This window comes from Colwellia sp. BRX8-4, from assembly GCF_014077345.1.
In the GTDB taxonomy this organism is placed as follows: Bacteria; Pseudomonadota; Gammaproteobacteria; order Enterobacterales; family Alteromonadaceae; genus Colwellia_A.
On record NZ_JACGVS010000013.1, the window covers coordinates 99,814 to 123,645 of the forward strand.

Sequence of the window (23,832 nt, forward strand, 5' to 3'; positions counted from 1 at the left end):
ATGTATTTTGTTGTTCTTTAAAAATGGGGATTTGATTAATGTCAAATCAAAGAATTCGCATTCGTTTGAAAGCGTTCGATCATCGTTTGATTGATCAATCAACAGCTGAAATCGTAGATACTGCAAAGCGCACTGGTGCTCAGGTTCGTGGTCCAATTCCACTTCCTACACGTAAAGAGCGTTTTACTATCTTGACTTCTCCACACGTTAACAAAGATGCGCGTGATCAGTATGAAATTCGTACTCACAAACGCATGATTGATATCGTAGAGCCAACTGAAAAGACTGTAGACGCATTAATGCGTTTAGATCTAGCAGCTGGCGTTGACGTTCAAATCAGCTTGGGTTAAGGGGTTTTAACAATGACTATTGGTCTAGTTGGACGTAAAGTAGGCATGACTCGTATCTTCACTGAAGATGGCGTATCAACACCTGTAACCGTTCTAGAAGTTGAAGCCAACCGTATTTCTCAAGTGAAAACTTTAGAAACTGACGGTTACTCGGCGCTTCAAGTTACAACAGGTAGCCGTAAGGCTAGCCGTGTTACAAAACCAGCAGCTGGGCATTTCGCTAAAGCTGGCGTTCAAGCAGGCCGTGGCCTGTGGGAATTCCGCTTAAACGAAAATGAAGGCGAAGGTTTAGAATTGGGCGGTGAAATCACTGTTTCAATTTTTAATGACACTAAATTAGTAGACGTAACCGGTACATCTAAAGGTAAAGGCTTCCAAGGCGGTATTAAACGCTGGAACTTTACTATGCAAGATGCTACTCATGGTAACTCTGTCTCTCACCGTTCAAACGGTTCGTTAGGTCAGTGTCAAACACCAGGTCGCGTTTTCAAAGGCAAAAAAATGTCTGGTCACATGGGTTCTGTGCGCTGTACTACACAAAACCTTGAATTGGTTCGCGTTGACGCAGAACGTAACTTGCTCCTTATTAAAGGTGCGGTTCCGGGTGCTATCAACGGTAACGTAATCATCAAACCAGCTGTTAAAGCTTAGTCCAGGAGATTCGTGATGGAATTATCATTAAAAGACGCTGCAGGTGCTCTTGAAGTTTCTGAAGCAACTTTTGGACTTGAGTTTAACGAAGCATTAGTACATCAGGTAGTAGTTGCATATGCAGCTGGCGCTCGTCAAGGTACTCGTGCTCAAAAGACTCGTTCAGAAGTAAGTGGCGGTGGTGCAAAACCTTGGCGTCAAAAAGGTACTGGCCGTGCTCGTGCTGGTACTAGCCGTGGTCCAATTTGGCGTTCTGGTGGTGTAACATTCGCTGCTAAACCTCAAGACCACAGCCAGAAAGTAAACCGTAAAATGTACCGTGGTGCGATTAAAAGCATCCTATCTGAGCTTGTTCGTCAAGATCGCTTAGTAGTGGTAGAAAACTTTACTGTTGAAACACCAAAAACTAAAGAATTAGTAGCTAAACTAAACGGCTTGGAGTTAAAAGATGTATTAATCATCACTCCAGAAGTTGATGAGAACTTGTTCTTATCAGCACGCAACTTGTACAAAGTTGACGTTCGTGACGTAGACGGTATTGACCCAGTTAGCTTGGTTGGTTTCGAAAAAGTTTTGATGACTGCTACTGCAGTTAAACAACTTGAGGAGATGTTAGGATGATAAGCGAAGAACGTTTGTTAAAAGTGCTTTTAGCACCGAACATTTCTGAGAAAAGCACTATGGCATCTGAAGCAAACAACACTGTTGTTTTCAAAGTTGTTACTACTGCTACTAAAGCTGAAATCAAAGCTGCTGTTGAGAAACTTTTTGAAGTTTCAGTAGACGGTGTTCGCACATTAAATGTTAAAGGTAAAGTGAAACGTACTGGTGCTCGTTTTGGTCGCAGAAGCGACTGGAAAAAAGCATACGTTACTCTTGCTGAAGGCAGCGACATCGACTTCGTCGGCGCGGAATCATAGGAGTTTACGAAAATGGCTATAGTTAAATGTAAACCTACTTCTCCGGGTCGTCGCCACGTAGTTAAAGTGGTAAACACGGAGTTGCATAAAGGTAAGCCTTACGCACCATTACTAGACACTAAGTCTAAGTCTGGTGGTCGTAATAATAACGGTCGTATTACGGTTCGTCATATTGGTGGTGGTCACAAACAACATTACCGCATGATCGATTTTAAACGTAATAAAGATGGTATCCCTGCAAAAGTTGAACGTTTGGAATATGATCCAAACCGTTCTGCTAATATTGCACTAGTATTATATGCTGATGGTGAACGTCGTTACATCCTAGCCCCTAAAGGCTTAAGCGCTGGAGATACAGTCCAGTCAGGTGTTGACGCTCCAATCAAAGCTGGTAATACTATGGCTTTACGCAACACACCATTAGGTAGTGTTGTGCATGCAATCGAACTTAAACCAGGTAAAGGTGCTCAAATAGCACGTGCTGCTGGTACTTACGCTCAACTAGTTGCTAAAGACGGTGCATATGTCACTTTACGTCTTCGCTCTGGCGAAATGCGTAAAATTGAGTCTGACTGTCGTGCTACTTTAGGTGAAATCGGCAATTCTGAACACATGCTTCGCTCTTTGGGTAAAGCTGGTGCTTCAAGATGGCGCGGTGTTCGCCCAACTGTTCGTGGTGTTGCCATGAACCCAGTTGATCACCCACACGGTGGTGGTGAAGGTAAAACGTCTGGCGGTCGTCACCCGGTATCCCCTTGGGGCGTACCAACTAAGGGTTACAAGACTCGTTCAAACAAACGTACTGATAAATTTATCGTGCGTCGTCGTACTAAATAGTACATTTAATTAATACTCTGATTGTTTGAGCTTAGTTTACTTCGGTAAAGTTAAGTTCAACATGAAGGGTAAATAAAGAGGATTCACCATGCCACGTTCTCTCAAGAAAGGTCCATTTATAGACCTACACTTGCTGACGAAGGTAGAGAAAGCTCTGGAAAGCGGGAATAAAAAGCCAATTAAGACTTGGTCCCGTCGTTCAATGATCATCCCAACGATGATCGGATTGACCATAGCTGTCCATAATGGCCGTCAACACGTACCTGTATTTGTAACTGATGAAATGATCGGTCACAAATTAGGAGAATTTGCACCAACTCGTACTTATCGCGGTCATATCGCTGATAAGAAAGCGAAGAAATAGGGGAAATTGAATGGAAGCTATCGCTATACATAAATTTGCCCGCGGTTCTGCTCAGAAAGCACGTTTAGTTGTGGATCAAATCCGCGGCTTACATGTAGAGAAAGCACTTGAAATTTTAACTTTTAGCAACAAATCAGCTGCTGAATTAGTTAAAAAAGTACTTAACTCTGCAATTGCTAACGCTGAACATAACGAAGGTGCAGACATTGATGAACTTATCGTAAAAACTATTACAGTTGACGATGGTCCTACAATGAAACGTATTCGTCCTCGTGCAAAAGGCCGCGCGGATCGTATAATTAAGCGCACAAGTCACATTACTGTGATCGTGTCTGATTCTTAGGAGTATATTAGTATGGGTCAAAAAGTTCATCCTAACGGTATTCGCTTAGGTATCACGAAACCTTTCGCGTCTACGTGGTTTGCAAGTAACAAAGACTTCGCTGAAAATTTACGCGGTGACCATTTGGTTCGCGAATATTTGAAAGAGAAGCTTGTTCGTGCATCATTATCAAAAGTAGTTATTGAGCGTCCAGCTAAATCTATCCGCGTAACAATTCATACGGCTCGTCCGGGTGTTGTTATCGGTAAGAAAGGCGAAGATGTTGAGAAACTACGCTTAGCAGTTTCTAAAATTGCTGGTGTTCCTGCTCAAATCAACATTGCTGAAGTACGTAAGCCAGAAATGGATGCGCAGCTTGTTGCTGACAGTATTGCTAGTCAATTAGAACGTCGTGTGATGTTTCGTCGCGCTATGAAACGTGCTGTACAAAATGCTATGCGTCTAGGCGCAAAGGGTATTAAAGTACAAGTAAGTGGTCGTTTAGGCGGTGCAGATATTGCACGTGCTGAATGGTATCGTGAAGGTCGTGTACCACTACACACTTTACGTGCTGACATCGATTACGCTATTGCACGCGGTAACACAACTTATGGTGTTATTGGTATCAAAGTGTGGATCTTTAAAGGTGAAATCATTGGTAACATGCCTCTACAGGCAGAAGTACCAGCGGCTAAACCTAAAAGAAAAAACAACCGCAAGCCTAAGTAGGAGCTAAGTAATGTTACAACCAAAACGTACTAAATTCCGTAAGCAATTTAAAATGCGCAACCGTGGTCTTGCACACGTCGGTAGCTCAGTTAGCTTCGGTACTTTCGGTTTAAAATCAATGGAACGTGGTCGTATGACTGCGCGTCAGATTGAAGCGGCACGTCGAGCAATGACTCGTCACGTAAAGCGTCAAGGTAAAATCTGGATACGTGTATTCCCTGATAAGCCAATTACTAAAAAGCCTCTTGAGGTTCGTATGGGTAAAGGTAAAGGTTCAGTGGAATATTGGGTATGCCAAATTCTACCTGGCCGTGTTCTTTATGAAATGGAAGGTGTATCGGAAGAAATCGCACGCGAAGCATTTGCTTTAGCAGCGGCTAAACTTCCGTTCAAAACATCTTTCGTAACTAGAACGGTGATGTAATGAAAGCTAGTGAATTAAAAGATAAAAGCATTGAAGAGCTAAATACTGAAATGCTTGCATTATTACGCGAACAGTTTAACTATCGCATGCAAGCAAGCACAGGACAATTAGCACAAACTCATTTGCTAAGAACGGTACGTCGCAATATTGCACGTGTAAAGACTATCATAACTGAAAAGGCAGGTAAGTAATGAGCGAAGCTAAAATCCGCACACTACAAGGTCGTGTTGTCAGTGATAAAATGGATAAGTCTATCACTGTATTAATTGAACGTCGTGTTAAGCACCCTATTTACGGTAAGTACCTTACACGTTCAACTAAGTTGAAAGTGCATGATGAGACTAACCAATGTAATGCTGGTGATTTAGTAACAATTCGTGAAGTTGCACCAATTTCAAAGTCTAAAAACTGGACTTTAGTTGCTGTAATTACTAAAGCATAATTTACTTTTTGTAAATTTGTTTTAACGAACGTGTTAAATAAAAACCCTATCACAGTGTGATAGGGTTTTTTTTTGCTTAAAATATTGCCGACAACTAATGGCTTGATGATGAGATGCCAATGGTGTTAAAGGATATTTTACTAGGGTGAATGCCTAGCAATTGTTTATTTTTTAACTAAATAAGGTATCACTTTCATTTTGGTGGTGTTATAATCTCGCGCCCTCCGAATTCGTCTGACGTTTTTATGGGGGCAGTAGAAGGCAGTGACGGGTCAAATTTCTGGCCTTAAATTATATCTAAGTTTGTTTAGATAAATAGCGGAGTAAAACTCAATGATCCAAATGCAATCACAACTGAACGTAGCTGATAACAGCGGCGCTCGACGTGTACAGTGTATAAAGGTTCTTGGTGGTTCGCACCGTCGCTACGCGCGTATCGGTGATATCATTAAAATTGCAGTGAAGGAATCAAATCCTCGCGGCAAAGTTAAAAAAGGTGATGTTCTGACTGCGGTAGTTGTGCGCACTAAGAAAGGTGTTCGTCGTTCAGATGGTTCAACCATCCGTTTTGATGAAAACGCGGCTGTAATGTTAAATGCTAACTTACAACCAATTGGTACTCGTATTTTCGGTCCAGTGACGCGTGAACTTCGTAATGAAAAGTTCATGAAAATCGTTTCACTTGCACCTGAAGTACTATAAGGAGTCACGATAATGGCATCTAAGATTCGTCGTGATGATGAAGTTATTGTACTAGCTGGCAAAGACAAGGGTAAGACTGGTAAAGTCACTAAAGTTCTTGTTGATGACGGCAAAGTATTTGTAGAAGGCATAAACTTGATCAAGAAACACACTAAGCCTGTACCTCAGTTACAGCAGCCTGGTGGAATTATTGAAAAAGAAGCTTCTTTACAAGTTTCAAACGTAGCGATTGTTAACCCTAAAACGGGTAAAGCAGATCGTGTAGGCTTTAGAATTGAAGACGGCAAAAAAGTTCGTTTCTTCAAATCTAACAACGAACTAGTTTAATTATTGGAGTAAACGATGGCGAAACTGCATGATTTTTACAAAGATACTGTTGTAAACGACCTTCAGAAGAAGTTCGAATACAAAAGTGTCATGCAAGTCCCTCGGATTGAAAAGATCACCCTTAACATGGGTGTTGGTGAAGCTATTGCTGATAAAAAAGTATTAGACCATGCCACAAATGATCTTACTGCAATCTCAGGTCAAAAACCAGTTACGACTGTAGCACGCAAATCTGTTGCGGGCTTTAAGATTCGTGAAGGTTATCCTATTGGTACAAAAGTAACTCTACGTGGCGAACGTATGTGGGAATTTTTAGAGCGTTTAATTTCGATCTCTATTCCTCGTATCCGCGATTTCCGTGGCTTAAACCCTAAGTCATTCGATGGCCGTGGTAACTACAGCATGGGCGTACGTGAGCAAATAATCTTCCCTGAAATCGATTACGATAAAATCGATAAAATTCGTGGGATGGATATTACTATCACTACTAGCGCGAAGAATAATGAAGAAGGACACGCATTGTTGTCTGCCTTTAGCTTCCCGTTTAAGAACAAGGTGTAGAGTTATGGCTAAAACGTCAATGAAAGCTCGTGAAGCTAAAAGAACCAAATTAGTAGCACAGTACGCTGAAAAGCGTAGTGCATTAAAAGCAATCATCTCTAACGATAATTCTTCTGAAGAAGATCGTTGGGATGCTGTATTGAAACTTCAAAGTTTACCTCGTGATTCATCAAGTAGTCGTCAACGTAACCGTTGTAACATTACTGGTCGTCCTCATGGTTTCTTACGTAAATTCGGTTTAAGCCGAATCAAATTGCGTGAAGCAATGATGCGTGGTGAAGTTCCAGGTCTTAAGAAAGCTAGTTGGTAATTCACGGGAGTAAATTGTTATGATGACTGATCCTATCGCGGATATGTTTACACGCATTCGCAACGGTCAATCTGCAGCAAAAGTTGCAGTTACAATGCCATCTTCTAAAGTTAAAGTTGCTATCGCAAACTTGCTTAAAGAAGAAGGTTATGTATCAGAGTTTTCAGTATCAGGCGAAGTTAAGCCTGAGTTATCTGTAACTTTGAAATATTTTGAAGGTAAAGAAGTAATTGAAACGATCAAGCGTGTTTCACGTCCTGGTCTTCGTATATACAAAAGCTGTGATGAACTTCCTAAAGTTCTTGCAGGTATGGGTATTGCGATCGTATCTACTTCTAAAGGTCTGATGACTGATCGCGCTGCTCGCTCTGCGGGTATCGGCGGTGAAATCATCGGTTTCGTAGCGTAAGGAGAAATATATGTCTCGTGTTGCAAAAGCACCTGTCGTTGTTCCTGCTGGCGTTACTGTTACGTTATCAGGTCAAGACATTATAGTTAAAGGTCCAATGGGCGAATTATCTCGCACGATCCATAGTGACGTTGTTATTTCTCAAGAAGAAAATAGCATCATTACTAATATCGTTGCCGATGTTAAAGGCGCTTGGGCTCAAGCCGGTACTACACGTGCTTTAATCCAGAATATGGTTGAAGGTGTAAGTACAGGTTATGTAAAAACATTGTTATTAAACGGTGTTGGTTATCGTGCAAAAGCTGATGGTAAGTCTTTAAACTTATCTTTAGGTTTATCACACCCAGTTAACCACGCAATCCCTGATGGGATTACTGTTGAAACTCCTAGTCAAACTGAAGTCATACTGAAAGGTGCTGATAAACAGTTGGTTGGTCAAGTTGCTGCAGACATTCGTTCTTACCGTAAGCCAGAGCCTTATAAAGGTAAAGGTATACGTTATAGTGACGAGCATGTTCGCCGTAAAGAAGCTAAGAAGAAGTAGGATAATACTATGGATAAGAAAACATCTCGTTTGCGCCGCGCTAAACGCGCTCGTGCAAAAATTAGCGAGTTGGGTGCGAATCGTTTAGTTGTATTTCGTACTCCTCGCCATATTTACGCGCAATTGATCGCTCCAACGGGTTCTGAAGTTATCGCATCTGCGTCTACTTTAGACAAAGAAATCAGTGCTCAGTTAGATAAAACAGGTAACGTTGCCGCAGCAACTGCAGTCGGTACAGCAATTGCTGAACGTGCAGTAGCTAAAGGGATCACTAGCATTGCTTTTGATCGCTCTGGTTTCCGTTATCATGGTCGCGTAAAAGCGTTAGCAGAAGCAGCTCGTGAAGCTGGTCTGCAGTTCTAGGAGTTGATAATGGCTAATCATAATCAAGAAAACTCACAACAAAGTGATATGGCTGAAAAGCTAATTGCCGTTAACCGCGTTTCAAAAGTGGTTAAAGGTGGTCGCATATTCAGTTTCACTGCACTTACAGTAGTTGGTGATGGTGCTGGACGCGTTGGTTTTGGATACGGTAAAGCACGTGAAGTGCCTGCTGCAATCCAGAAAGCAATGGAAAAAGCACGCCGTAACATAGTAACCGTAGATTTGAAGGGTACTACTCTTCAGCATGTCATTATTGGCAAGCATTCTGGTTCTAAAGTTTACATGCAACCAGCTTCTGAAGGTACAGGTATCATCGCCGGTGGCGCGATGCGTGCAGTACTAGAAGTTGCAGGTGTTCAGAACGTATTGTCAAAAGCATACGGTTCTACTAACCCGATCAACGTAGTTCGTGCTACTGTTTCAGCTCTTGCGAATATGAAATCGCCGGCAGGTGTTGCAGCTAAGCGTGGCAAAACCGTTGCAGACATACTGGGGTAATTGAGCATGGCTAAAACAGTAAAAGTAACTCAAATGAAAAGTTCTATCGGTCGTTTACCGAAGCATAGAGCTACATTAAGAGGTCTTGGATTACGTCGTATCCGTCATACAGTAGAGTTAGAAGACACTCCATCTGTACGCGGTATGATTAACACAGTATCTTATATGGTTAAGGTGGAGGATTAATTATGCATTTAAATACTTTATCTCCTGCACCAGGTGCAAAGAAAGCTAAGAAGCGCTGTGGGCGTGGTATTGGTTCTGGCATTGGTAAAACAGGCGGACGTGGCCACAAAGGTCAGAAGTCTCGTTCTGGCGGTAGTGTACGTCCAGGTTTCGAAGGTGGTCAAATGCCATTGAAACAACGTTTACCTAAGTTTGGTTTCACGTCACGTAAATCTTTAGTTCGCGCTGAAGTACGTTTACATGAACTAAACAACATCACAGGTGATGTTGTCGATATCTTTGCTCTTAAAGATGCAAACCTAATTACACGTAACATCAAAACAGCAAAAATCATGTTGTCTGGTGATATTAACCGTCCAATAACGGTTCGTGGTTTAGGTGTTACTAAAGGCGCACGTGCAGCTATTGAAGCTGCTGGCGGAAAAATCGAGGAATAGTACAGCATGGCTACACCAGGAATGGCTCCTTCAAAAGGTAGTAAAGGCGCAGGCGGAATGTCTGAGCTCAAGCAAAGATTATGGTTTGTTCTCGGCGCACTAATTGTGTTCCGTTTAGGATCATTTGTGCCAATCCCTGGTATTGACGCCGCTGTATTAGCTCAGTTGTTTGAACAACAAAAGGGCACCATCGTAGAAATGTTTAACATGTTCTCTGGTGGTGCACTTGAGCGAGCCTCTGTATTGGCACTTGGTATTATGCCGTACATCTCAGCTTCAATTATCATGCAATTGCTTACTGTGGTTCATCCCGCAATGGCAGAGCTGAAAAAAGAAGGTGAAGCTGGACGTCGTAAGATCAGTCAATACACCCGCTACGGCACGTTAGTTCTAGCGACAGTACAATCAATTGCAATTGCAAGAAGTTTACCAGGAATGATGCCGGGTCTAGTAATGGACGCAGGTTTTGGTTTCTACTTTGCCGCTGTAGTAAGTTTAGTAACCGGTACCATGTTTTTAATGTGGTTAGGTGAACAAATTACTGAACGTGGTATTGGTAACGGTATATCTATCTTAATATTTGCAGGTATTGTTGCTGGCATGCCTTCAGCTGTTGCACAAACAGCAGAGATGGCGCGTCAAGGTGAATTGCACTTATTAGTATTATTGCTGATGTGTGTCATAGTATTCGCTGTAACCTTTTTTGTAGTATTTGTAGAACGTGGTCAACGACGTATTGTTGTTAACTACGCTAAGCGTCAGCAAGGCCGTAAGGTTTTCGCCGCGCAAAGCACGCATTTACCGCTTAAAGTTAATATGGCTGGTGTTATACCACCTATCTTTGCATCAAGTATTATCTTGTTCCCCGGCACTCTAGCGAGTTGGTTTGGACAAGGTGAAGGTGCAGTTGCTGACTTTCTACAAGAAGTATCTATTGCTATTTCTCCAGGTCAGCCGTTGTACGTTATGTTACTTGCCGCAGCGATAATATTTTTCTGTTTCTTCTACACGGCTCTTGTTTTCAATCCGCGTGAAACAGCAGATAACCTAAAAAAATCAGGTGCGTTTATTCCTGGGATTCGTCCTGGTGAGCAAACGTCTAAATATATAGATAAAGTGATGACACGCTTAACCTTAGCGGGTGCGTTGTATATTACCTTTATCTGTTTGGTACCTCAGTTCATGATCATCGCATGGGACGTTCAGTTCTACTTCGGTGGTACATCATTACTTATTATAGTAGTGGTCATTATGGACTTTATGGCACAAGTACAAACGCATATGATGTCTCATCAATATGACAATGTGCTTAAGAAAGCTAACTTAAAAGGTTAGGTCGTTAGACTTAACTCAATAGGTAAACGGAGTATAAAATGAAAGTACGTGCATCCGTAAAAAAGATTTGTCGTAATTGTAAAGTGGTTAAACGCAAAGGCGTAGTACGCATTCTTTGTGTAGAACCAAAGCACAAACAAAGACAAGGTTAAGCTTAGATTCATCTAAGCTGACAGCAATATCTTTTAGAAGTAGCATTGTGCAGAGATTTCTGTATAATGCCGCTTCGATTTGCAGAAAAGAAGACGGGTTGGGTATCCTAACGGGCTTTCCAACCTGATAATTTTAACCTTAAATAGGAGATGTGTTAGTGGCCCGTATCGCTGGCATTAACATCCCTGATCGTAAGCATGCAGTAATCGCCATTACTGCGATTTTCGGTATCGGAGCGACTCGCGCAAAAGCAATTTGTGCAGCAGCAGGTATCGCAGAATCAACGAAGATCAGTGAATTAGACGAAGCAAAAATAGATTTGCTACGTGCTGAAGTGGATAAATACACCGTAGAAGGTGATTTACGCCGTGAAGTTTCAATGAATATTAAACGTCTTATGGATTTAGGTTGTTACCGTGGCATACGCCATCGTCGCAGTCTTCCATTACGTGGTCAACGCACTAAAACTAATGCGCGCACCCGTAAAGGTCCTCGTAAGCCAATTAAGAAGTAAGAGGAACTAGACAATGGCTAAAACACCTGTACGTACGCGTAAACGCGTTAAAAAACAAGTTGCTGATGGCATGGCTCATATCCACGCCTCTTTCAACAACACAATCGTAACTCTTACAGATCGTCAAGGTAATGCTTTATCTTGGGCAACTGCAGGTGGTTCAGGTTTCCGTGGTTCACGTAAATCTACCCCATTTGCTGCTCAGGTAGCTGCAGACCGCGCTGGCGCCGCTGCAAAAGAGTTTGGTTTGAAGAATATTGAAGTTTTCGTTAAAGGCCCTGGACCAGGACGTGAGTCTGCAATCCGTGCCCTAAATGCTGCTGGTTTTAAAATCACCAACATTACTGACGTTACGCCTATTCCTCATAATGGTTGTCGTCCTCCTAAGAAACGTCGCGTTTAATCGTACTTTTTTTAGGATAGTTGGAGAAAGAAAATGGCTAGATATTTAGGTCCTAAGTTAAAGCTTAGTCGTCGCGAAGGAACAGATTTGTTCCTTAAAAGCGGTGTTAGAGCAATTGACACTAAATGTAAAATCGAAACAATACCAGGTCAGCACGGCGCACGTCGCGGTCGTTTGTCTGATTACGGTATTCAACTTCGTGAAAAACAAAAAGTTCGTCGTATTTATGGCGTACTAGAAAAGCAATTCCGTAATTACTACAAAGAAGCGGCTCGTTTGAAAGGTAATACAGGTGAAAACTTGTTACAACTTTTAGAGATTCGTCTTGATAACGTAGTATACCGTATGGGCTATGCAAGCACTCGTGCTGAAGCTCGTCAACTAGTTAGCCATAAAGCTATCGTAGTAAACGGCGTAGTTGTTAATATTCCATCTTTCAATGTTAAAGCTGAAGATGCAGTTTCTATTCGTGAGAAATCTAAAACTCAAGCGCGTATCATCGCTGCTTTAGAATTAGCTGAGCAACGTGAGAAGCCAGTCTGGGTTGAAGTAGATAACAAGAAACTTGAAGGCGTTTTCAAACGTGTTCCTGATCGTTCTGACTTGTCTGCCGAAATTAATGAACAGTTAATTGTTGAACTTTACTCTAAGTAAAGTAGCACTTAAGAGAGGAAATATATGCAGGGTTCTGTAACCGAATTCCTTAGACCGCGATTGGTTGGTATTGAAACCATTAGCGCGACTCGTGCTAAGGTAACTTTAGAGCCATTAGAGCGTGGTTTTGGTCATACTTTAGGTAATGCTTTACGTCGCATTCTTCTATCTTCAATGCCAGGTTGTGCTGTAACTGAAGTTGAGATTGACGGCGTTCTACACGAATACAGTAGTAAAGAGGGTGTGCAAGAAGACATCATCGAAATATTGTTGAACCTTAAGGGATTAGCTATAAGTTTAGAAGGTAAAAACGAAGCTGTTATTACTTTAACTAAATCCGGTGAAGGCCCTGTAACGGCAGCTGATATCCAACATGACGGAGATGTAACAATCGCAAATCCTAATCATGTAATCTGTAATTTAACAGGTGAAGGTTCTATCAGCATGCGCATCAAAATTGAAATGGGACGTGGTTATGTTCCTGCTTCAGTTAGACGCGATGCCGAGGATGAAGATCGTGCAATCGGACGTTTGTTAGTTGATGCTTCGTTCAGTCCAGTTGTAAGAATTGCCTACGATGTTGACTCTGCCCGAGTAGAACAACGTACTGATTTAGACAAACTTGTACTTGATATGGAAACCAATGGTACATTGGATCCAGAAGAAGCTATTCGTCGTGCTTCAACAATTTTAGCTGAACAGCTAGATGCGTTTGTAGAATTGCGTGATATTAAAGAAGTAGAGCCAAAAGAAGAGAAACCTTTATTTGACCCTATTTTGCTTCGTCCAGTTGATGATCTTGAATTAACAGTTCGTTCAGCAAACTGCTTAAAAGCAGAAGCAATTCAATACATTGGCGATTTAGTACAGCGTGCAGAAGTTGAGCTTCTTAAAACACCTAATTTAGGTAAGAAGTCTTTAACAGAAATCAAAGACGTTTTGGCGTCTCGTGGTTTATCTTTAGGTATGCGCCTTGAAAATTGGCCGCCTGAAAGCATCGCTGATAACGACTAATTCGTTTATCGTTTTTTAATAGTTTGAGAGAAGGATTAACTTATGCGCCATCGTCAAAGCGGTCGCCAGTTAAACCGTAATAGCAGTCATCGTCAAGCGATGTTCCGTAATATGGCAAGTTCACTAGTTAAGCACGGCGTTATTAAAACGACTGTAGCTAAAGCTAAAGAACTACGTCGCGTTGTAGAGCCACTGATTACATTGGCCAAGACCGACAGTGTTGCAAATCGCCGTTTAGCGTTTGCTCGTACACAAGATAAAGAAGTAGTAGGTATTTTATTTAACGAACTTGGTGCACGTTACCAAGAACGTCCAGGTGGATATACTCGCATTTTAAAATGTGGTTTCCGTACTGGTGATAAAGCGCCCATGGCTTATGTTGAATTAGTAGACCGTCCTGCATCAGATGTTGTTGCAGAAGAAGTTGAAGAGTCAGCAGAAGCTTAATTTAGCCTAGCTAAATTTGCTTTAAAATTAAAAACGGAGCTTCGGCTCCGTTTTTGTTTTTAAAAATAATGATAATCAACCCTAGTGTAAACTTGACCAACCTTCAAATTCTCCGTATAACATTTACCCCCACTCTTAAGAGAATCAATTATGTCATCACGTAATCCTATCATTGCTGTAACCGGATCATCAGGAGCAGGTACATCGACAACGATAGAGTCGTTTGCACATATATTTCGTTCATTGGGTATCACTCCAGCTACGGTTGAAGGAGATAGTTTTCATCGGTACTCTCGACAAGAAATGGACCTCGAAAAGCGTAAGGCGAGAGAAGACAGAAGAAACATTAGTTATTTTGGTGATGAAGCTAACGATTTCGACGCCTTAGAAAAACTTTTCAGCACTTATTCTGAAACGGGTAAAGGCCAGATGCGTCGATACCTTCACACTTTTGATGAAGCCGTTCCCTACAACCAAATGCCGGGTACGTTTACACCCTGGGAAAAACTCGGTGATGGCACTGACTTACTCTTCTATGAAGGGTTACATGGCGGCGTGGTCACTGAAAAAAATGACGTAGCAAAACATGTCGACTTGTTAATTGGTATGGTACCGATAGTTAACTTAGAGTGGATACAGAAAATAATACGCGATACTAATCAACGTGGACATAGCCGAGAAGCGGTAACAGCAAGTATAGTGCGTAGTATGGAAGACTATATCTCTTACATAACACCACAGTTTTCAAAGACACATATCAACTTCCAGCGCGTTCCGACAGTAGATACCTCGAACCCTTTTAGTGCTAAAGCGATACCAAGCCTTGATGAGAGTTTTGTGGTAATACGCTTTCGCGAAGCTACCGGGGTTGACTTTCCTTACTATTTATCGATGATTGACGGTGCCTTTATGTCACGTATCAATACCTTAGTTGTGCCGGGTGGGAAAATGGGGCTTGCCATGGAATTACTGTTAACACCATTGATCAGAGATTTAATGGAGAAAAAGCACCGCGCCAATAAGCAATTAGATTGGATGACTGATTTGTAGTAAATTGTGCTGTAACGTAAATTACAGCACATCGTGCATTTACTCTTCGACTATTTCAAAGTCATGGGTGATTTTTACAGTTTTATTTAACATTAATGCCACTGAGCAGTATTTGTCAGCAGAAAGCTTAACGGCGCGCTCGACGTGTTTTGCTGAAACTTCCTGACCTGTTATCACAAAGTGCAGATGAATATCAGAAAACAGTTTCGGCACTGAGTCTACACGCTTAGCTTCAATATCCACTTTACAACCACTGACGTTTTGCCTAGATTTATCAAGAATACTGACAACATCTACTGAGGAACAAGCCCCCAATGAAATCAATACATTCTCTAGCGGGCTAGGGGCAGATGCACCGGCGTTAGCGTCCAAAACAATCGTATGACCACTTTGCGAAGTACCCATAAATAATTCTTCACCCATCCATTTTACACTTGCTTTCATTGTTAGACCTTATATCTACTTATTAATGGGTAATATATTAACGTGCATCGGCTGAAATTTACTAGTGCTTCACCTAGATAATCAGAAAAAGAACCTTCAAGCCAACAAACAGCAGACAAAAGAAAATATCACTTGAGAAAAGTAATATCATTAGTATAATGGCGCCTCACTTCTTGAGTCTCTTTAAATTCCCAAACAAACTAAGATTCACCAGAAAAGTGTAACTCTTCATCTTAGATGGAAAGTAAACTAGGGGTATAGTTCCAATTGGTAGAACAGCGGTCTCCAAAACCGACGGTTGGGAGTTCGAATCTCTCTACCCCTGCCATATTTTATAAAGTATTTTTTAATACTTTTGAAGTAACTTCAGTGATGAAGTTAACATGCCATAGGCAAATATTTACAGGTCAATATTATGAATGCAAGTACAGAAAGCCAGCCAAACGGATCTCTTGATTCGCTAAAATGGATGATCGTTATCCTGCTTTTAGCCGGAGTCGTTTTCGCCAATTATTTTTACGGTGATGAATCCGTTTTATACCGTGCGATAGGTGCCGTTGTCGGTATCGTTATTGCTGGTGTAATCGCCATGCAAACTGTTAAAGGTCACAACGCCGTTGCATTTGCGAAAGAATCACGTACTGAAATTCGTAAAGTTGTTTGGCCAACACGCCAAGAAGCGATACAAACTACAGGTATCGTATTGTTCGCTACTTTTATTATGTCTTTAGTGATGTGGGGACTTGATTCTACGCTATTTTGGGTAGTTGGCTTTATTACAGGTTTGAAGGTGTAATCATGACTGAAGAAATTTTATCTCCTGAAGAGAATGAACAAAACGAAGAAAAAGCAATTAACACAAACCCGAAATTACGTTGGTATGTTGTACAAGCTTTTTCTGGCTATGAAGGACGCGTGCAAAAAACATTGGTTGAGCATATCGAAATTCAAGGATTGCATGAAAAGTTTGGTCAAATTCTTGTGCCTACCGAAGAAGTCGTTGAAATGCGTGCTGGTCAAAAGCGTAAGAGTTCACGTAAGTTTTTCCCTGGCTATGTATTAGTACAAATGGAAATGGATGTTGAAGCCTGGCATTTAGTTAAAAGTGTGCCACGAGTTTTAGGTTTTATCGGTGGTACCAGTGATCGCCCAGCACCTATTTCACAAAAAGAAGCTGACCGTATTTTACAAAGACTAGAAGATACCGACAAGCCTCGTCCTAAAACATTGTTTGAGCCCGGCGAAGTGGTTCGTGTTATTGATGGCCCATTTGCTGACTTTAACGGTGTTGTTGAAGAATTAGATTACGATAAAAACCGTATTAAAGTATCGGTATTAATCTTTGGTCGTTCAACCCCAGTAGATTTAGAGTTCGGACAAGTCGAAAAAGGCTAACCACTCAGTAATAAATAATAATTCGAAAAGGCTAGAGATGTGAATCTCTAGCCTTTTTTGTTATATCAATATAATCCGTTGAACTACCCCAGAAGTCATATAAATAAGAATTTCATTAAAGTCTTGTGTAAAAGGGCTTTTTTAATATATAATCCGCTGCCTATTTTTTTTAAGTGACTTCGTCGTTTAGGAAAAAGTAAGGATAATCGAACAACGGGGAGCTGATTTAAATTTTAGCGTTAACACCCAAACTAAAGGTATTGAAAAATGGCTAAGAAAGTCCAAGCTCTAATCAAGCTACAAGTTGCTGCTGGTGCAGCAAACCCGTCACCGCCAGTTGGTCCTGCTTTAGGTCAACACGGTGTGAATATCATGGAATTTTGTAAGGCGTTCAACGCAAAAACAGAATCTTTAGAAAAAGGCGCTCCAGTACCAGTAGTTATTACTGTATACAGCGATCGTTCTTTTACATTTGAAACAAAAACACCACCTGCTTCTTACTTATTGAAAAAAGCAGCTGGCATCAAAAGCGGTTCTGGCCGTCCTAACACTGACAAAGTGGGTACTGTTACTACAGCTCAACTTGAAGAAATTGTTAAGACAAAAGAAGCTGACTTAACTGCTGGTTCTATGGAAGCTGCAGTGCGTACCATTGCGGGTTCTGCTCGTTCAATGGGTTTAGTGGTAGAGGACTAATCAATGACTAAATTAACGAAACGCGCTCGTCTAATCCGTGAAAAAGTAGACGTATTAAAAGATTATGATATTGCTGAAGCCATTTCTTTATTAAAAGAACTTGCTACTGCAAACTTCCGTGAAAGTGTAGATGTTGCTGTAAATCTTGGCATCGATGCTCGTAAATCAGACCAAAACGTACGTGGCGCAGCTGTATTACCAAATGGTACTGGCCGTGATGTTCGTGTTGCTGTATTTACACAGGGCGCAAATGCTGAGAAAGCGAAAGAAGCTGGTGCTGACATCGTAGGTATGGAAGATTTAGCTGAATTAGTTAAAAAAGGCGAGATGAACTTTGATGTTGTAATCGCTTCTCCAGATGCTATGCGTGTTGTTGGTCAACTTGGTCAGATTTTAGGCCCACGTGGTTTAATGCCTAACCCTAAAGTTGGTACTGTAACACCAGACGTTGTAACCGCTATTAACAATGCAAAATCGGGCCAGATCCGTTACCGCAATGATAAAAACGGTATCATCCATACTACTATTGGTAAGGCTGATTTCGACGATGCTAAATTACAAGAAAACCTAGAGTTTTTATTGGAAGCTTTAAAGAAAGCTAAACCAGCAAATGCTAAAGGTCAGTACATTAAGAAACTTTCTATCTCAACTACTATGGGCGCCGGTGTATCGGTAAACCAAGCTAGTTTGACAGCAGTTTCTAAGTAAAGTCACATTTTTTGCACTTTACAAGGGTTAAATTATAGACTATAATTTCGCCCTTAAAAATTTTGGTAGGTGTTGTTTTATTCTTTTAGAAGTTTAAACAACCCCGTCAAAGACCGTAGGAGTTTATGAGGTAATTATTTACTTTAATAGACTTAATTTTTCCTACGTAGATGGTGATTACCCAGTATTTCCTAATTCTGGTCCTCGCCGTAACGGCCTAGTTTACTTTCTTTGAAAGAATATAAACTAGGGATAGTAAATACCGGTTTATTTAACCGGTGAACCAGGAGTTAAAGCCAATGGCTATCAATCTTGATGACAAAAAGGCAATTGTTGCTGAAGTTCAAGAAGCTGCTAGTGGCGCTCACTCAGTTGTAATCGCGGATGCCCGTGGTGTTGGAGTGGAAGCAATTACTGCATTGCGTAAGCAAGCACGTGAAAGTGGTGTATGGATGAAAGTTGTCCGTAACACATTAGCACGTCGTGCAGTAAAAGGTACTCAATTTGAATGTGTTTCTGACGTATTCAAAGGACCTTCATTAATTGCTTTTTCATCTGATCACCCAGGTGCCGCTGCACGTTTATTCACAGCCTTCGCTAAATCTAACGAAGCCTTTGATTTAAAAGCAGCTGCATTTGAAGGTAATTCAGTAGACGTAAATGTGTTAGCTAAGCTACCTACTTACGACGAAGCGATTGCACGTTTAATGAGCGCAATGAAAGAAGCATCTGCAGGCAAATTAGTCCGCACGATTGCTGCAGTTCGCGATCAGAAAGAACAAGAAGCCGCTTAATAATTGTTTACCTCTGCTATTACTTAAACATAGGCAGAGCACAATTCGCACTTTTTGTATTTATAGTTATTTCAAACAGCCAAAGGCTGTTTATTAAAAAACAGGAAATTTAAAATGTCTATTTCTAAAGACGATATCCTAAACGCAGTTGCTGACATGTCAGTAATGGACGTTGTTGCTTTAATCGAAGCAATGGAAGAAAAATTTGGCGTATCTGCATCAGCTGCTGTTGCCGCTGCTGGACCAGCTGAAGCTGTTGAAGAGCAAAGCGAATTCAACGTTGTTATGACTAGCTTCGGTGAGAAGAAAGTTGCAGTAATCAAAGCAGTTCGTGGCGCTACAGGTTTAGGCCTTAAAGAAGCTAAAGACTTAGTTGAAGCTCTTGGCGTTGTTAAAGAAGGCGTTGACAAAGCTGAAGCTGAAGCTCTTAAGACTCTTCTTGAAGAAGCTGGCGCTTCTGTTGAGATCAAATAATCTGTTTTTAAACAGATTATTTGCCTGAAAAGGCAATGGCTGGTGACTTTAAAGTCACCGGCCTTTTTGCGCTAAAGAAAGTGGTTTTTTTTAAACCAAAAAGTGCATAATTGGTACTAAATGTATTAAGTATCATTGCAATATCCTGTCTGATACCAATTGGATTAGCTAACACAAAGTATGAAGCTATACTGAAGTTGTCTAGTCCAATTGGTATTTTAAAGGCAGATCGGCCATAACCAGCAAGCTGAGGAACCCCATGGTTTACTCTTACTCCGAAAAGAAACGTATTCGCAAGGACTTTGGTAAAAGCATACAAGTAATGGATTATCCATTCTTGTTATCAATCCAACTCGAATCTTTCCGTAAGTTTATTGATATTGATCCAACAGGTGAAACAGGCCTAGAGGCTGCGTTTCATTCTATTTTCCCAATTAAAGCTTACTCTGGTAGCTCAGAGTTACAATATGTGAGCTACAGACTTGGCGAACCGTTATTTGATGTCAAAGAATGTCAAATCCGCGGTGTAACCTATTCTGCGCCGCTTCGCGTTAAATTACGTTTAGTAGTTTACGATAAAGAAGCGCCAGCAGGCACAGTTAAAGATATCAAAGAACAAGAAGTATACATGGGTGAAATCCCATTAATGACAGACAACGGTACGTTTGTTATTAATGGTACTGAGCGTGTTATTGTTTCGCAATTACATCGTTCTCCAGGTGTGTTTTTCGATCATGATAAAGGTAAAACACACTCATCTGGTAAAGTATTATATAACGCACGCGTTATTCCTTACCGTGGTTCTTGGTTAGATTTTGAGTTTGATCCTAAAGATAATTTATTTGTACGTATTGACCGTCGTCGTAAATTACCGGCGTCAATCATTTTACGTGCCTTAGAGTATTCTACTGAAGAAATTCTAGACATGTTCTATGACACCACTGACTTTTCAATCAAAGGCGATAAGTTGATCATGGATTTAATCCCTGAGCGCTTACGCGGTGAAACGGCAACGTTTGACATTTGTTTGAAAAATGGTGATGTATTAGTAGAACAAGGTCGTCGCATTACTGCACGTCATATTCGTTCATTGTCGAAAGAAAATCTTGAAAAGCTAGAAGTCCCAGCTGAGTACATCGTAGGTAAAGTTTTATCTAAAGCTTACATCGATGAGTCTACTGGTGAAGTTATTGCTGAAGCCAATGCTGAAATAACATTAGAGTTATTAGCAGAGCTAAGCCAAGCTGGTCATAAAGTTCTTTCTACCTTATATATGAATGAATTCGATGTTGGTTCATACATGTCTGACACTATTCGTGTTGATGGTACTTCAAACAAGCTAGAAGCTTTAGTTGAAATATACCGCATGATGCGCCCAGGCGAGCCGCCAACAAAAGATGCAGCAGAAACGTTATTTACTAACTTGTTTTTTGCTCCAGAACGCTATGATTTATCAACCGTTGGTCGAATGAAGTTCAACCGTCGTGTTGGCAATTCAGACGATGTTGGAAGTGGCATTTTATCTAACGATGACATTATTTCAGTAATGAGAACCTTAATCGCCATTCGTGACGGTAAAGGCGAGACTGATGATATCGATCACTTAGGTAACCGTCGTATTCGCTCTGTTGGCGAAATGGCAGAAAACCAATTCCGTGTTGGTCTAGTACGTGTTGAACGTGCTGTACGTGAACGTTTAAGTCTTGGTGACTTAGACGCTATCATGCCACAAGACCTAATCAACGCTAAGCCTATCTCTGCGGCTGTGAAAGAATTTTTCGGTTCTTCACAATTGTCACAGTTTATGGATCAAAACAACCCGTTATCAGAAGTGACGCATAAACGTCGTATCTCCGCATTAGGCCCAGGTGGTTTGACGCGTGAACGTGCTGGTTTTGAAGTTCGAGATGTACATCCGACCCATTATGGTCGTGTATGTCCTATCGAAACGCCGGAAGGTCCAAACATTGGTTTGATTAACTCATTGTCGTGTTATGCACGTACAAACGATTACGGTTTCTTAGAAACTCCATATCGTAAAGTAGTTGATGGTTTAGTCACTGATGATATTGATTATTTATCAGCAATTGAAGAAGGTAACTTCGTTATTGCCCAAACTACAGCTCCGGTTGATAGTGAAGGTAAGTTAGTAGACGGCTTAGTACAATGTCGTCACAAAAACGAATTTACATTAATCTCGGCAGAACAAGTCCAATACATGGATGTTTCGCCACAGCAGATTATTTCAGTTGCAGCAAGTTTAATTCCGTTCCTTGAGCACGATGATGCTAACAGAGCCCTGATGGGTTCAAACATGCAACGTCAAGCCGTACCAACTCTTATCGTTGATAAGCCGTTAGTCGGTACAGGTATGGAAAAAGTTGTAGCTGTTGATTCAGGTGTAACTGCTGTTGCAAAACGTGGTGGTGTAGTCAGCTATGTTGACGCTTCTCGTATTGTTGTTAAAGTTAATGAAGACGAAATGCATGCTGGTGAAGCCGGTATTGATATTTATAACTTAACTAAATATACGCGTTCAAACCAAAATACATGTATCAACCAACGTCCACAGTGTCGTATGGGTGAACCTGTTACACGTGGTGATGTTTTAGCTGATGGTCCTTCAACGGACATGGGTGAATTAGCCCTAGGTCAAAACATGCGTATAGCGTTTATGCCTTGGAATGGTTACAACTTCGAAGATTCAATGTTGTTATCTGAACGTGTTGCTACAGAAGATCGTTTCACTACTGTTCATATTCAAGAATTAACCTGTATAGCACGAGACACTAAATTAGGTAGTGAAGAAATTACTTCTGATATTCCTAATGTTGGTGAATCAGCTTTATCTAAATTAGATGAAGCGGGTGTTGTTTACATCGGTGCTGAAGTTAATGGTGGCGACATCTTAGTGGGTAAAGTTACTCCTAAAGGTGAAACACAATTAACACCAGAAGAAAAACTATTACGTGCTATTTTCGGTGAAAAAGCAGCTGACGTTAAAGACAGCTCTTTACGTGTACCTAATTCAGTTAAAGGTACTATCATCGACGTTCAAATCTTCACCCGTGACGGTGTAGAAAAAGATAAGCGCGCTGTTGAAATTGAAGAATTACAACTTAAAGAAGTTAAGAAAGATTTAGGCGATGAATTTAGCATCTTAGAAGATGGTATTTATGCTCGAGCTAAAAACCTTCTTTTATCTGCTGGCTTAAACGAATCAGACATTAATAGTATGTCTCGTGCAAATTGGTTAGTTCAAAACTTGTCTGACGAAGGTCAACAATCTGAGCTTGAACAAATTGCTGAGCAATACGACAATATTAAAGCTGATTTCGATAAGAAGTTTGAAATTAAACGTCGTAAGATCACCCAAGGTGCTGATTTAGCTCCAGGTGTTCTTAAAATTATCAAAGTTTACTTAGCGATAAAACGCCACATCCAACCGGGTGATAAAATGGCCGGTCGTCATGGTAACAAAGGTGTTATTTCAAACGTCGTTCCAGTAGAAGATATGCCTTACGATCAATATGGTGTTCCTGTTGATGTGGTACTTAACCCGTTAGGTGTACCATCACGAATGAACATTGGTCAGATCTTAGAAACTCATCTAGGTATGGCGTGTCGTGGTATTGGCGAAAAAATCAACCGTATGTTGGAAGCGCAACAAGAAATTCATAAACTACGTAACTTCATTCAAGAAGTTTACAATGTTGGTGAATCTCGTCAAGTTGTTGACATCGCGAGCTTCTCTGATGATGAAGTGATGCGTTTAGCTAATAACTTACGTGCCGGTCTTCCTATTGCTACTCCAGCATTTGATGGTGCAGCAGAGAAAGAAATCAAAGAGATGTTTAGACTTGCTGATATGCCTGAAAGCGGTCAGTTTATCTTAACTGACGGTCGTACTGGTCGTGAATTTGAACGTCCTGTAACGGTTGGCTACATGTATATGTTAAAACTTAACCATTTGGTTGATGACAAAATGCATGCACGTTCTACTGGCTCTTACTCATTAGTAACGCAACAACCTCTTGGCGGTAAAGCGCAATTTGGTGGTCAACGTTTCGGTGAGATGGAAGTATGGGCACTAGAAGCATACGGTGCTGCTTATACGCTACAAGAAATGTTAACGGTTAAATCTGATGATGTTAACGGTCGTACTAAGATGTATAAAAACTTAGTAGACGGTGATCACAGAATGGAGCCAGGCATTCCTGAATCATTCAACGTATTGTTGAAAGAAATTCGTTCGTTAGGTATTAACATCGAATTAGATCAGGACTAGCTTCCAAAGCTGCATGCTGACTATCAAATTGATGAGTCAGTACACGGAGAAAGCAGGCAACTGCTT

At 41.0% G+C, this 23,832-nt stretch carries 37 protein-coding genes and 1 tRNA gene; 37 read left to right on the forward strand and 1 reads right to left on the reverse strand.

What is annotated here, in order from left to right:
• Positions 1 to 38 precede the first annotated feature (38 nt).
• From rpsJ to H4J56_RS12430, 29 genes are all read left to right on the forward strand, one after another.
• Entirely contained in the window at positions 39 to 350 is a 312-nt protein-coding gene (rpsJ, locus tag H4J56_RS12290) for a 30S ribosomal protein S10 (protein WP_070375080.1), read from the forward strand.
• A gap of 12 nt (positions 351 to 362) precedes the next feature.
• Positions 363 to 1,001: a 50S ribosomal protein L3 gene (gene rplC / locus H4J56_RS12295; RefSeq protein WP_070375079.1), complete on the forward strand. Its 639-nt coding sequence runs from the start codon at positions 363 to 365 to the stop codon at positions 999 to 1,001.
• A gap of 15 nt (positions 1,002 to 1,016) precedes the next feature.
• A complete protein-coding gene (gene rplD / locus H4J56_RS12300; protein WP_070375078.1) occupies positions 1,017 to 1,622 on the forward strand; it encodes a 50S ribosomal protein L4 in 606 nt (201 codons plus the stop codon).
• Positions 1,619 to 1,921: a 50S ribosomal protein L23 gene (gene rplW, locus H4J56_RS12305; protein WP_070375077.1), complete on the forward strand. Its 303-nt coding sequence runs from the start codon at positions 1,619 to 1,621 to the stop codon at positions 1,919 to 1,921. The genes rplD and rplW overlap by 4 nt, the downstream gene beginning before the upstream one ends.
• 12 nt (positions 1,922 to 1,933) lie before the next feature.
• Positions 1,934 to 2,758: a 50S ribosomal protein L2 gene (rplB, locus tag H4J56_RS12310; protein WP_070375076.1), complete on the forward strand. Its 825-nt coding sequence runs from the start codon at positions 1,934 to 1,936 to the stop codon at positions 2,756 to 2,758.
• A gap of 88 nt (positions 2,759 to 2,846) precedes the next feature.
• Positions 2,847 to 3,122: a 30S ribosomal protein S19 gene (gene rpsS, locus H4J56_RS12315; RefSeq protein ID WP_070375075.1), complete on the forward strand. Its 276-nt coding sequence runs from the start codon at positions 2,847 to 2,849 to the stop codon at positions 3,120 to 3,122.
• A gap of 10 nt (positions 3,123 to 3,132) precedes the next feature.
• Complete coding sequence (gene rplV, locus H4J56_RS12320; RefSeq protein WP_070375074.1) at positions 3,133 to 3,465, forward strand: 50S ribosomal protein L22; 333 nt, start codon at positions 3,133 to 3,135, stop codon at positions 3,463 to 3,465.
• 12 nt (positions 3,466 to 3,477) lie between these two features.
• Positions 3,478 to 4,173 (forward strand): 30S ribosomal protein S3, encoded by a 696-nt coding sequence (rpsC, locus tag H4J56_RS12325; protein ID WP_070375073.1) that lies wholly within the window; start codon positions 3,478 to 3,480, stop codon positions 4,171 to 4,173.
• 10 nt (positions 4,174 to 4,183) lie between these two features.
• Entirely contained in the window at positions 4,184 to 4,597 is a 414-nt protein-coding gene (gene rplP, locus H4J56_RS12330; protein WP_070375072.1) for a 50S ribosomal protein L16, read from the forward strand.
• Positions 4,597 to 4,788, forward strand: a complete 192-nt coding sequence (gene rpmC / locus H4J56_RS12335; RefSeq protein ID WP_070375071.1) for a 50S ribosomal protein L29 — start codon at positions 4,597 to 4,599, stop codon at positions 4,786 to 4,788. Before rplP ends, rpmC begins: the two co-directional genes overlap by 1 nt.
• On the forward strand, positions 4,788 to 5,039 hold the full coding sequence (gene rpsQ / locus H4J56_RS12340) for a 30S ribosomal protein S17 (protein WP_070375070.1): 252 nt from the start codon (positions 4,788 to 4,790) through the stop codon (positions 5,037 to 5,039). The genes rpmC and rpsQ overlap by 1 nt, the downstream gene beginning before the upstream one ends.
• 333 nt (positions 5,040 to 5,372) lie before the next feature.
• Complete coding sequence (rplN, locus tag H4J56_RS12345) at positions 5,373 to 5,741, forward strand: 50S ribosomal protein L14 (RefSeq protein WP_070375069.1); 369 nt, start codon at positions 5,373 to 5,375, stop codon at positions 5,739 to 5,741.
• A gap of 12 nt (positions 5,742 to 5,753) precedes the next feature.
• On the forward strand, positions 5,754 to 6,068 hold the full coding sequence (gene rplX, locus H4J56_RS12350; protein WP_070375068.1) for a 50S ribosomal protein L24: 315 nt from the start codon (positions 5,754 to 5,756) through the stop codon (positions 6,066 to 6,068).
• Between the two features lie 15 nt (positions 6,069 to 6,083).
• Positions 6,084 to 6,629, forward strand: a complete 546-nt coding sequence (gene rplE, locus H4J56_RS12355) for a 50S ribosomal protein L5 (protein ID WP_070375067.1) — start codon at positions 6,084 to 6,086, stop codon at positions 6,627 to 6,629.
• Between the two features lie 4 nt (positions 6,630 to 6,633).
• Positions 6,634 to 6,939 (forward strand): 30S ribosomal protein S14, encoded by a 306-nt coding sequence (gene rpsN, locus H4J56_RS12360; protein ID WP_070375066.1) that lies wholly within the window; start codon positions 6,634 to 6,636, stop codon positions 6,937 to 6,939.
• A 19-nt stretch (positions 6,940 to 6,958) separates the two neighbouring features.
• Complete coding sequence (rpsH, locus tag H4J56_RS12365) at positions 6,959 to 7,348, forward strand: 30S ribosomal protein S8 (RefSeq protein WP_146799770.1); 390 nt, start codon at positions 6,959 to 6,961, stop codon at positions 7,346 to 7,348.
• Between the two features lie 10 nt (positions 7,349 to 7,358).
• Positions 7,359 to 7,892 carry a 50S ribosomal protein L6 gene (gene rplF / locus H4J56_RS12370; RefSeq protein WP_070375065.1) on the forward strand — a complete coding sequence of 178 codons (534 nt, stop codon included), beginning with the start codon at positions 7,359 to 7,361 and terminating at the stop codon, positions 7,890 to 7,892.
• A gap of 9 nt (positions 7,893 to 7,901) precedes the next feature.
• Positions 7,902 to 8,255: a 50S ribosomal protein L18 gene (gene rplR / locus H4J56_RS12375; protein ID WP_070375064.1), complete on the forward strand. Its 354-nt coding sequence runs from the start codon at positions 7,902 to 7,904 to the stop codon at positions 8,253 to 8,255.
• 9 nt (positions 8,256 to 8,264) lie between these two features.
• Positions 8,265 to 8,774, forward strand: coding sequence for a 30S ribosomal protein S5 (rpsE, locus tag H4J56_RS12380; protein ID WP_070375063.1), 510 nt, complete (start codon positions 8,265 to 8,267; stop codon positions 8,772 to 8,774).
• A gap of 6 nt (positions 8,775 to 8,780) precedes the next feature.
• Positions 8,781 to 8,960 (forward strand): 50S ribosomal protein L30, encoded by a 180-nt coding sequence (rpmD, locus tag H4J56_RS12385; protein ID WP_070375062.1) that lies wholly within the window; start codon positions 8,781 to 8,783, stop codon positions 8,958 to 8,960.
• 2 nt (positions 8,961 to 8,962) lie between these two features.
• Positions 8,963 to 9,397 carry a 50S ribosomal protein L15 gene (gene rplO / locus H4J56_RS12390; protein WP_070375061.1) on the forward strand — a complete coding sequence of 145 codons (435 nt, stop codon included), beginning with the start codon at positions 8,963 to 8,965 and terminating at the stop codon, positions 9,395 to 9,397.
• A 6-nt stretch (positions 9,398 to 9,403) separates the two neighbouring features.
• Positions 9,404 to 10,732, forward strand: coding sequence for a preprotein translocase subunit SecY (secY, locus tag H4J56_RS12395; RefSeq protein ID WP_070375060.1), 1,329 nt, complete (start codon positions 9,404 to 9,406; stop codon positions 10,730 to 10,732).
• A gap of 38 nt (positions 10,733 to 10,770) precedes the next feature.
• On the forward strand, positions 10,771 to 10,884 hold the full coding sequence (gene rpmJ, locus H4J56_RS12400; RefSeq protein WP_083277954.1) for a 50S ribosomal protein L36: 114 nt from the start codon (positions 10,771 to 10,773) through the stop codon (positions 10,882 to 10,884).
• A gap of 158 nt (positions 10,885 to 11,042) precedes the next feature.
• Positions 11,043 to 11,399, forward strand: coding sequence for a 30S ribosomal protein S13 (rpsM, locus tag H4J56_RS12405; RefSeq protein WP_070375059.1), 357 nt, complete (start codon positions 11,043 to 11,045; stop codon positions 11,397 to 11,399).
• A 13-nt stretch (positions 11,400 to 11,412) separates the two neighbouring features.
• Positions 11,413 to 11,802, forward strand: coding sequence for a 30S ribosomal protein S11 (rpsK, locus tag H4J56_RS12410; protein WP_070375058.1), 390 nt, complete (start codon positions 11,413 to 11,415; stop codon positions 11,800 to 11,802).
• 33 nt (positions 11,803 to 11,835) lie between these two features.
• The gene (rpsD, locus tag H4J56_RS12415) at positions 11,836 to 12,456 is read left to right on the forward strand and encodes a 30S ribosomal protein S4 (protein ID WP_070375057.1); all 621 of its coding nucleotides are present in this window, start codon (positions 11,836 to 11,838) and stop codon (positions 12,454 to 12,456) included.
• 24 nt (positions 12,457 to 12,480) lie between these two features.
• Positions 12,481 to 13,470 carry a DNA-directed RNA polymerase subunit alpha gene (locus H4J56_RS12420; protein WP_070375056.1) on the forward strand — a complete coding sequence of 330 codons (990 nt, stop codon included), beginning with the start codon at positions 12,481 to 12,483 and terminating at the stop codon, positions 13,468 to 13,470.
• Between the two features lie 42 nt (positions 13,471 to 13,512).
• On the forward strand, positions 13,513 to 13,917 hold the full coding sequence (rplQ, locus tag H4J56_RS12425) for a 50S ribosomal protein L17 (RefSeq protein WP_070375055.1): 405 nt from the start codon (positions 13,513 to 13,515) through the stop codon (positions 13,915 to 13,917).
• A 150-nt stretch (positions 13,918 to 14,067) separates the two neighbouring features.
• Positions 14,068 to 14,967: a phosphoribulokinase gene (locus H4J56_RS12430; protein WP_070375054.1), complete on the forward strand. Its 900-nt coding sequence runs from the start codon at positions 14,068 to 14,070 to the stop codon at positions 14,965 to 14,967.
• Between the two features lie 39 nt (positions 14,968 to 15,006).
• Here H4J56_RS12430 and H4J56_RS12435 read toward each other — a convergent pair whose 3' ends face one another.
• Positions 15,007 to 15,411, reverse strand: a complete 405-nt coding sequence (locus H4J56_RS12435; RefSeq protein WP_182221535.1) for an OsmC family protein — start codon at positions 15,409 to 15,411, stop codon at positions 15,007 to 15,009.
• A 251-nt stretch (positions 15,412 to 15,662) separates the two neighbouring features.
• Between H4J56_RS12435 and H4J56_RS12440 the strand changes: the two genes are divergently transcribed.
• From H4J56_RS12440 to rpoB, 8 genes are all read left to right on the forward strand, one after another.
• Positions 15,663 to 15,739 (forward strand) — tRNA-Trp (locus H4J56_RS12440).
• Between the two features lie 87 nt (positions 15,740 to 15,826).
• Entirely contained in the window at positions 15,827 to 16,207 is a 381-nt protein-coding gene (gene secE / locus H4J56_RS12445) for a preprotein translocase subunit SecE (RefSeq protein ID WP_070375052.1), read from the forward strand.
• 2 nt (positions 16,208 to 16,209) lie between these two features.
• Positions 16,210 to 16,806, forward strand: a complete 597-nt coding sequence (gene nusG / locus H4J56_RS12450) for a transcription termination/antitermination protein NusG (RefSeq protein ID WP_197517671.1) — start codon at positions 16,210 to 16,212, stop codon at positions 16,804 to 16,806.
• Positions 16,807 to 17,073: 267 nt separating this feature from the next.
• Positions 17,074 to 17,502, forward strand: a complete 429-nt coding sequence (rplK, locus tag H4J56_RS12455) for a 50S ribosomal protein L11 (protein ID WP_070375051.1) — start codon at positions 17,074 to 17,076, stop codon at positions 17,500 to 17,502.
• Positions 17,503 to 17,505: 3 nt separating this feature from the next.
• Complete coding sequence (gene rplA, locus H4J56_RS12460; protein WP_070375050.1) at positions 17,506 to 18,210, forward strand: 50S ribosomal protein L1; 705 nt, start codon at positions 17,506 to 17,508, stop codon at positions 18,208 to 18,210.
• A gap of 299 nt (positions 18,211 to 18,509) precedes the next feature.
• Positions 18,510 to 19,004: a 50S ribosomal protein L10 gene (gene rplJ / locus H4J56_RS12465; protein ID WP_182217228.1), complete on the forward strand. Its 495-nt coding sequence runs from the start codon at positions 18,510 to 18,512 to the stop codon at positions 19,002 to 19,004.
• A 114-nt stretch (positions 19,005 to 19,118) separates the two neighbouring features.
• Positions 19,119 to 19,478, forward strand: coding sequence for a 50S ribosomal protein L7/L12 (gene rplL / locus H4J56_RS12470; RefSeq protein ID WP_070375048.1), 360 nt, complete (start codon positions 19,119 to 19,121; stop codon positions 19,476 to 19,478).
• 259 nt (positions 19,479 to 19,737) lie between these two features.
• Positions 19,738 to 23,766, forward strand: coding sequence for a DNA-directed RNA polymerase subunit beta (gene rpoB, locus H4J56_RS12475; RefSeq protein ID WP_070375047.1), 4,029 nt, complete (start codon positions 19,738 to 19,740; stop codon positions 23,764 to 23,766).
• Positions 23,767 to 23,832 lie beyond the last annotated feature (66 nt).

What these genes read in the sequence shown, in the direction of transcription:
- rplO (WP_070375061.1), top strand. Translation starts at nt 8,963, where the DNA reads ATGCATTTAAATACTTTATCTCCTGCACCAGGTGCAAAGAAAGCTAAG.
- rplX (WP_070375068.1), top strand. Translation starts at nt 5,754, where the DNA reads ATGGCATCTAAGATTCGTCGTGATGATGAAGTTATTGTACTAGCTGGC.
- rplW (WP_070375077.1), top strand. Translation starts at nt 1,619, where the DNA reads ATGATAAGCGAAGAACGTTTGTTAAAAGTGCTTTTAGCACCGAACATT.
- rplC (WP_070375079.1), top strand. Translation starts at nt 363, where the DNA reads ATGACTATTGGTCTAGTTGGACGTAAAGTAGGCATGACTCGTATCTTC.
- rpoB (WP_070375047.1), top strand. Translation starts at nt 19,738, where the DNA reads ATGGTTTACTCTTACTCCGAAAAGAAACGTATTCGCAAGGACTTTGGT.
- H4J56_RS12420 (WP_070375056.1), top strand. Translation starts at nt 12,481, where the DNA reads ATGCAGGGTTCTGTAACCGAATTCCTTAGACCGCGATTGGTTGGTATT.
- rplE (WP_070375067.1), top strand. Translation starts at nt 6,084, where the DNA reads ATGGCGAAACTGCATGATTTTTACAAAGATACTGTTGTAAACGACCTT.
- rpsC (WP_070375073.1), top strand. Translation starts at nt 3,478, where the DNA reads ATGGGTCAAAAAGTTCATCCTAACGGTATTCGCTTAGGTATCACGAAA.
- H4J56_RS12435 (WP_182221535.1), bottom strand. Translation starts at nt 15,411, where the DNA reads ATGAAAGCAAGTGTAAAATGGATGGGTGAAGAATTATTTATGGGTACT.
- rpmJ (WP_083277954.1), top strand. Translation starts at nt 10,771, where the DNA reads ATGAAAGTACGTGCATCCGTAAAAAAGATTTGTCGTAATTGTAAAGTG.
- rplB (WP_070375076.1), top strand. Translation starts at nt 1,934, where the DNA reads ATGGCTATAGTTAAATGTAAACCTACTTCTCCGGGTCGTCGCCACGTA.
- secE (WP_070375052.1), top strand. Translation starts at nt 15,827, where the DNA reads ATGAATGCAAGTACAGAAAGCCAGCCAAACGGATCTCTTGATTCGCTA.
- rpmC (WP_070375071.1), top strand. Translation starts at nt 4,597, where the DNA reads ATGAAAGCTAGTGAATTAAAAGATAAAAGCATTGAAGAGCTAAATACT.
- rplL (WP_070375048.1), top strand. Translation starts at nt 19,119, where the DNA reads ATGTCTATTTCTAAAGACGATATCCTAAACGCAGTTGCTGACATGTCA.
- rplV (WP_070375074.1), top strand. Translation starts at nt 3,133, where the DNA reads ATGGAAGCTATCGCTATACATAAATTTGCCCGCGGTTCTGCTCAGAAA.
- rpsS (WP_070375075.1), top strand. Translation starts at nt 2,847, where the DNA reads ATGCCACGTTCTCTCAAGAAAGGTCCATTTATAGACCTACACTTGCTG.
- rplN (WP_070375069.1), top strand. Translation starts at nt 5,373, where the DNA reads ATGATCCAAATGCAATCACAACTGAACGTAGCTGATAACAGCGGCGCT.
- rplD (WP_070375078.1), top strand. Translation starts at nt 1,017, where the DNA reads ATGGAATTATCATTAAAAGACGCTGCAGGTGCTCTTGAAGTTTCTGAA.
- rplK (WP_070375051.1), top strand. Translation starts at nt 17,074, where the DNA reads ATGGCTAAGAAAGTCCAAGCTCTAATCAAGCTACAAGTTGCTGCTGGT.
- rpsN (WP_070375066.1), top strand. Translation starts at nt 6,634, where the DNA reads ATGGCTAAAACGTCAATGAAAGCTCGTGAAGCTAAAAGAACCAAATTA.
- rplJ (WP_182217228.1), top strand. Translation starts at nt 18,510, where the DNA reads ATGGCTATCAATCTTGATGACAAAAAGGCAATTGTTGCTGAAGTTCAA.
- H4J56_RS12430 (WP_070375054.1), top strand. Translation starts at nt 14,068, where the DNA reads ATGTCATCACGTAATCCTATCATTGCTGTAACCGGATCATCAGGAGCA.
- rpsD (WP_070375057.1), top strand. Translation starts at nt 11,836, where the DNA reads ATGGCTAGATATTTAGGTCCTAAGTTAAAGCTTAGTCGTCGCGAAGGA.
- rpsQ (WP_070375070.1), top strand. Translation starts at nt 4,788, where the DNA reads ATGAGCGAAGCTAAAATCCGCACACTACAAGGTCGTGTTGTCAGTGAT.
- rpsK (WP_070375058.1), top strand. Translation starts at nt 11,413, where the DNA reads ATGGCTAAAACACCTGTACGTACGCGTAAACGCGTTAAAAAACAAGTT.
- secY (WP_070375060.1), top strand. Translation starts at nt 9,404, where the DNA reads ATGGCTACACCAGGAATGGCTCCTTCAAAAGGTAGTAAAGGCGCAGGC.
- nusG (WP_197517671.1), top strand. Translation starts at nt 16,210, where the DNA reads ATGACTGAAGAAATTTTATCTCCTGAAGAGAATGAACAAAACGAAGAA.
- rpsJ (WP_070375080.1), top strand. Translation starts at nt 39, where the DNA reads ATGTCAAATCAAAGAATTCGCATTCGTTTGAAAGCGTTCGATCATCGT.
- rpmD (WP_070375062.1), top strand. Translation starts at nt 8,781, where the DNA reads ATGGCTAAAACAGTAAAAGTAACTCAAATGAAAAGTTCTATCGGTCGT.
- rplQ (WP_070375055.1), top strand. Translation starts at nt 13,513, where the DNA reads ATGCGCCATCGTCAAAGCGGTCGCCAGTTAAACCGTAATAGCAGTCAT.
- rplA (WP_070375050.1), top strand. Translation starts at nt 17,506, where the DNA reads ATGACTAAATTAACGAAACGCGCTCGTCTAATCCGTGAAAAAGTAGAC.
- rpsE (WP_070375063.1), top strand. Translation starts at nt 8,265, where the DNA reads ATGGCTAATCATAATCAAGAAAACTCACAACAAAGTGATATGGCTGAA.
- rplR (WP_070375064.1), top strand. Translation starts at nt 7,902, where the DNA reads ATGGATAAGAAAACATCTCGTTTGCGCCGCGCTAAACGCGCTCGTGCA.
- rpsH (WP_146799770.1), top strand. Translation starts at nt 6,959, where the DNA reads ATGATGACTGATCCTATCGCGGATATGTTTACACGCATTCGCAACGGT.
- rplF (WP_070375065.1), top strand. Translation starts at nt 7,359, where the DNA reads ATGTCTCGTGTTGCAAAAGCACCTGTCGTTGTTCCTGCTGGCGTTACT.
- rplP (WP_070375072.1), top strand. Translation starts at nt 4,184, where the DNA reads ATGTTACAACCAAAACGTACTAAATTCCGTAAGCAATTTAAAATGCGC.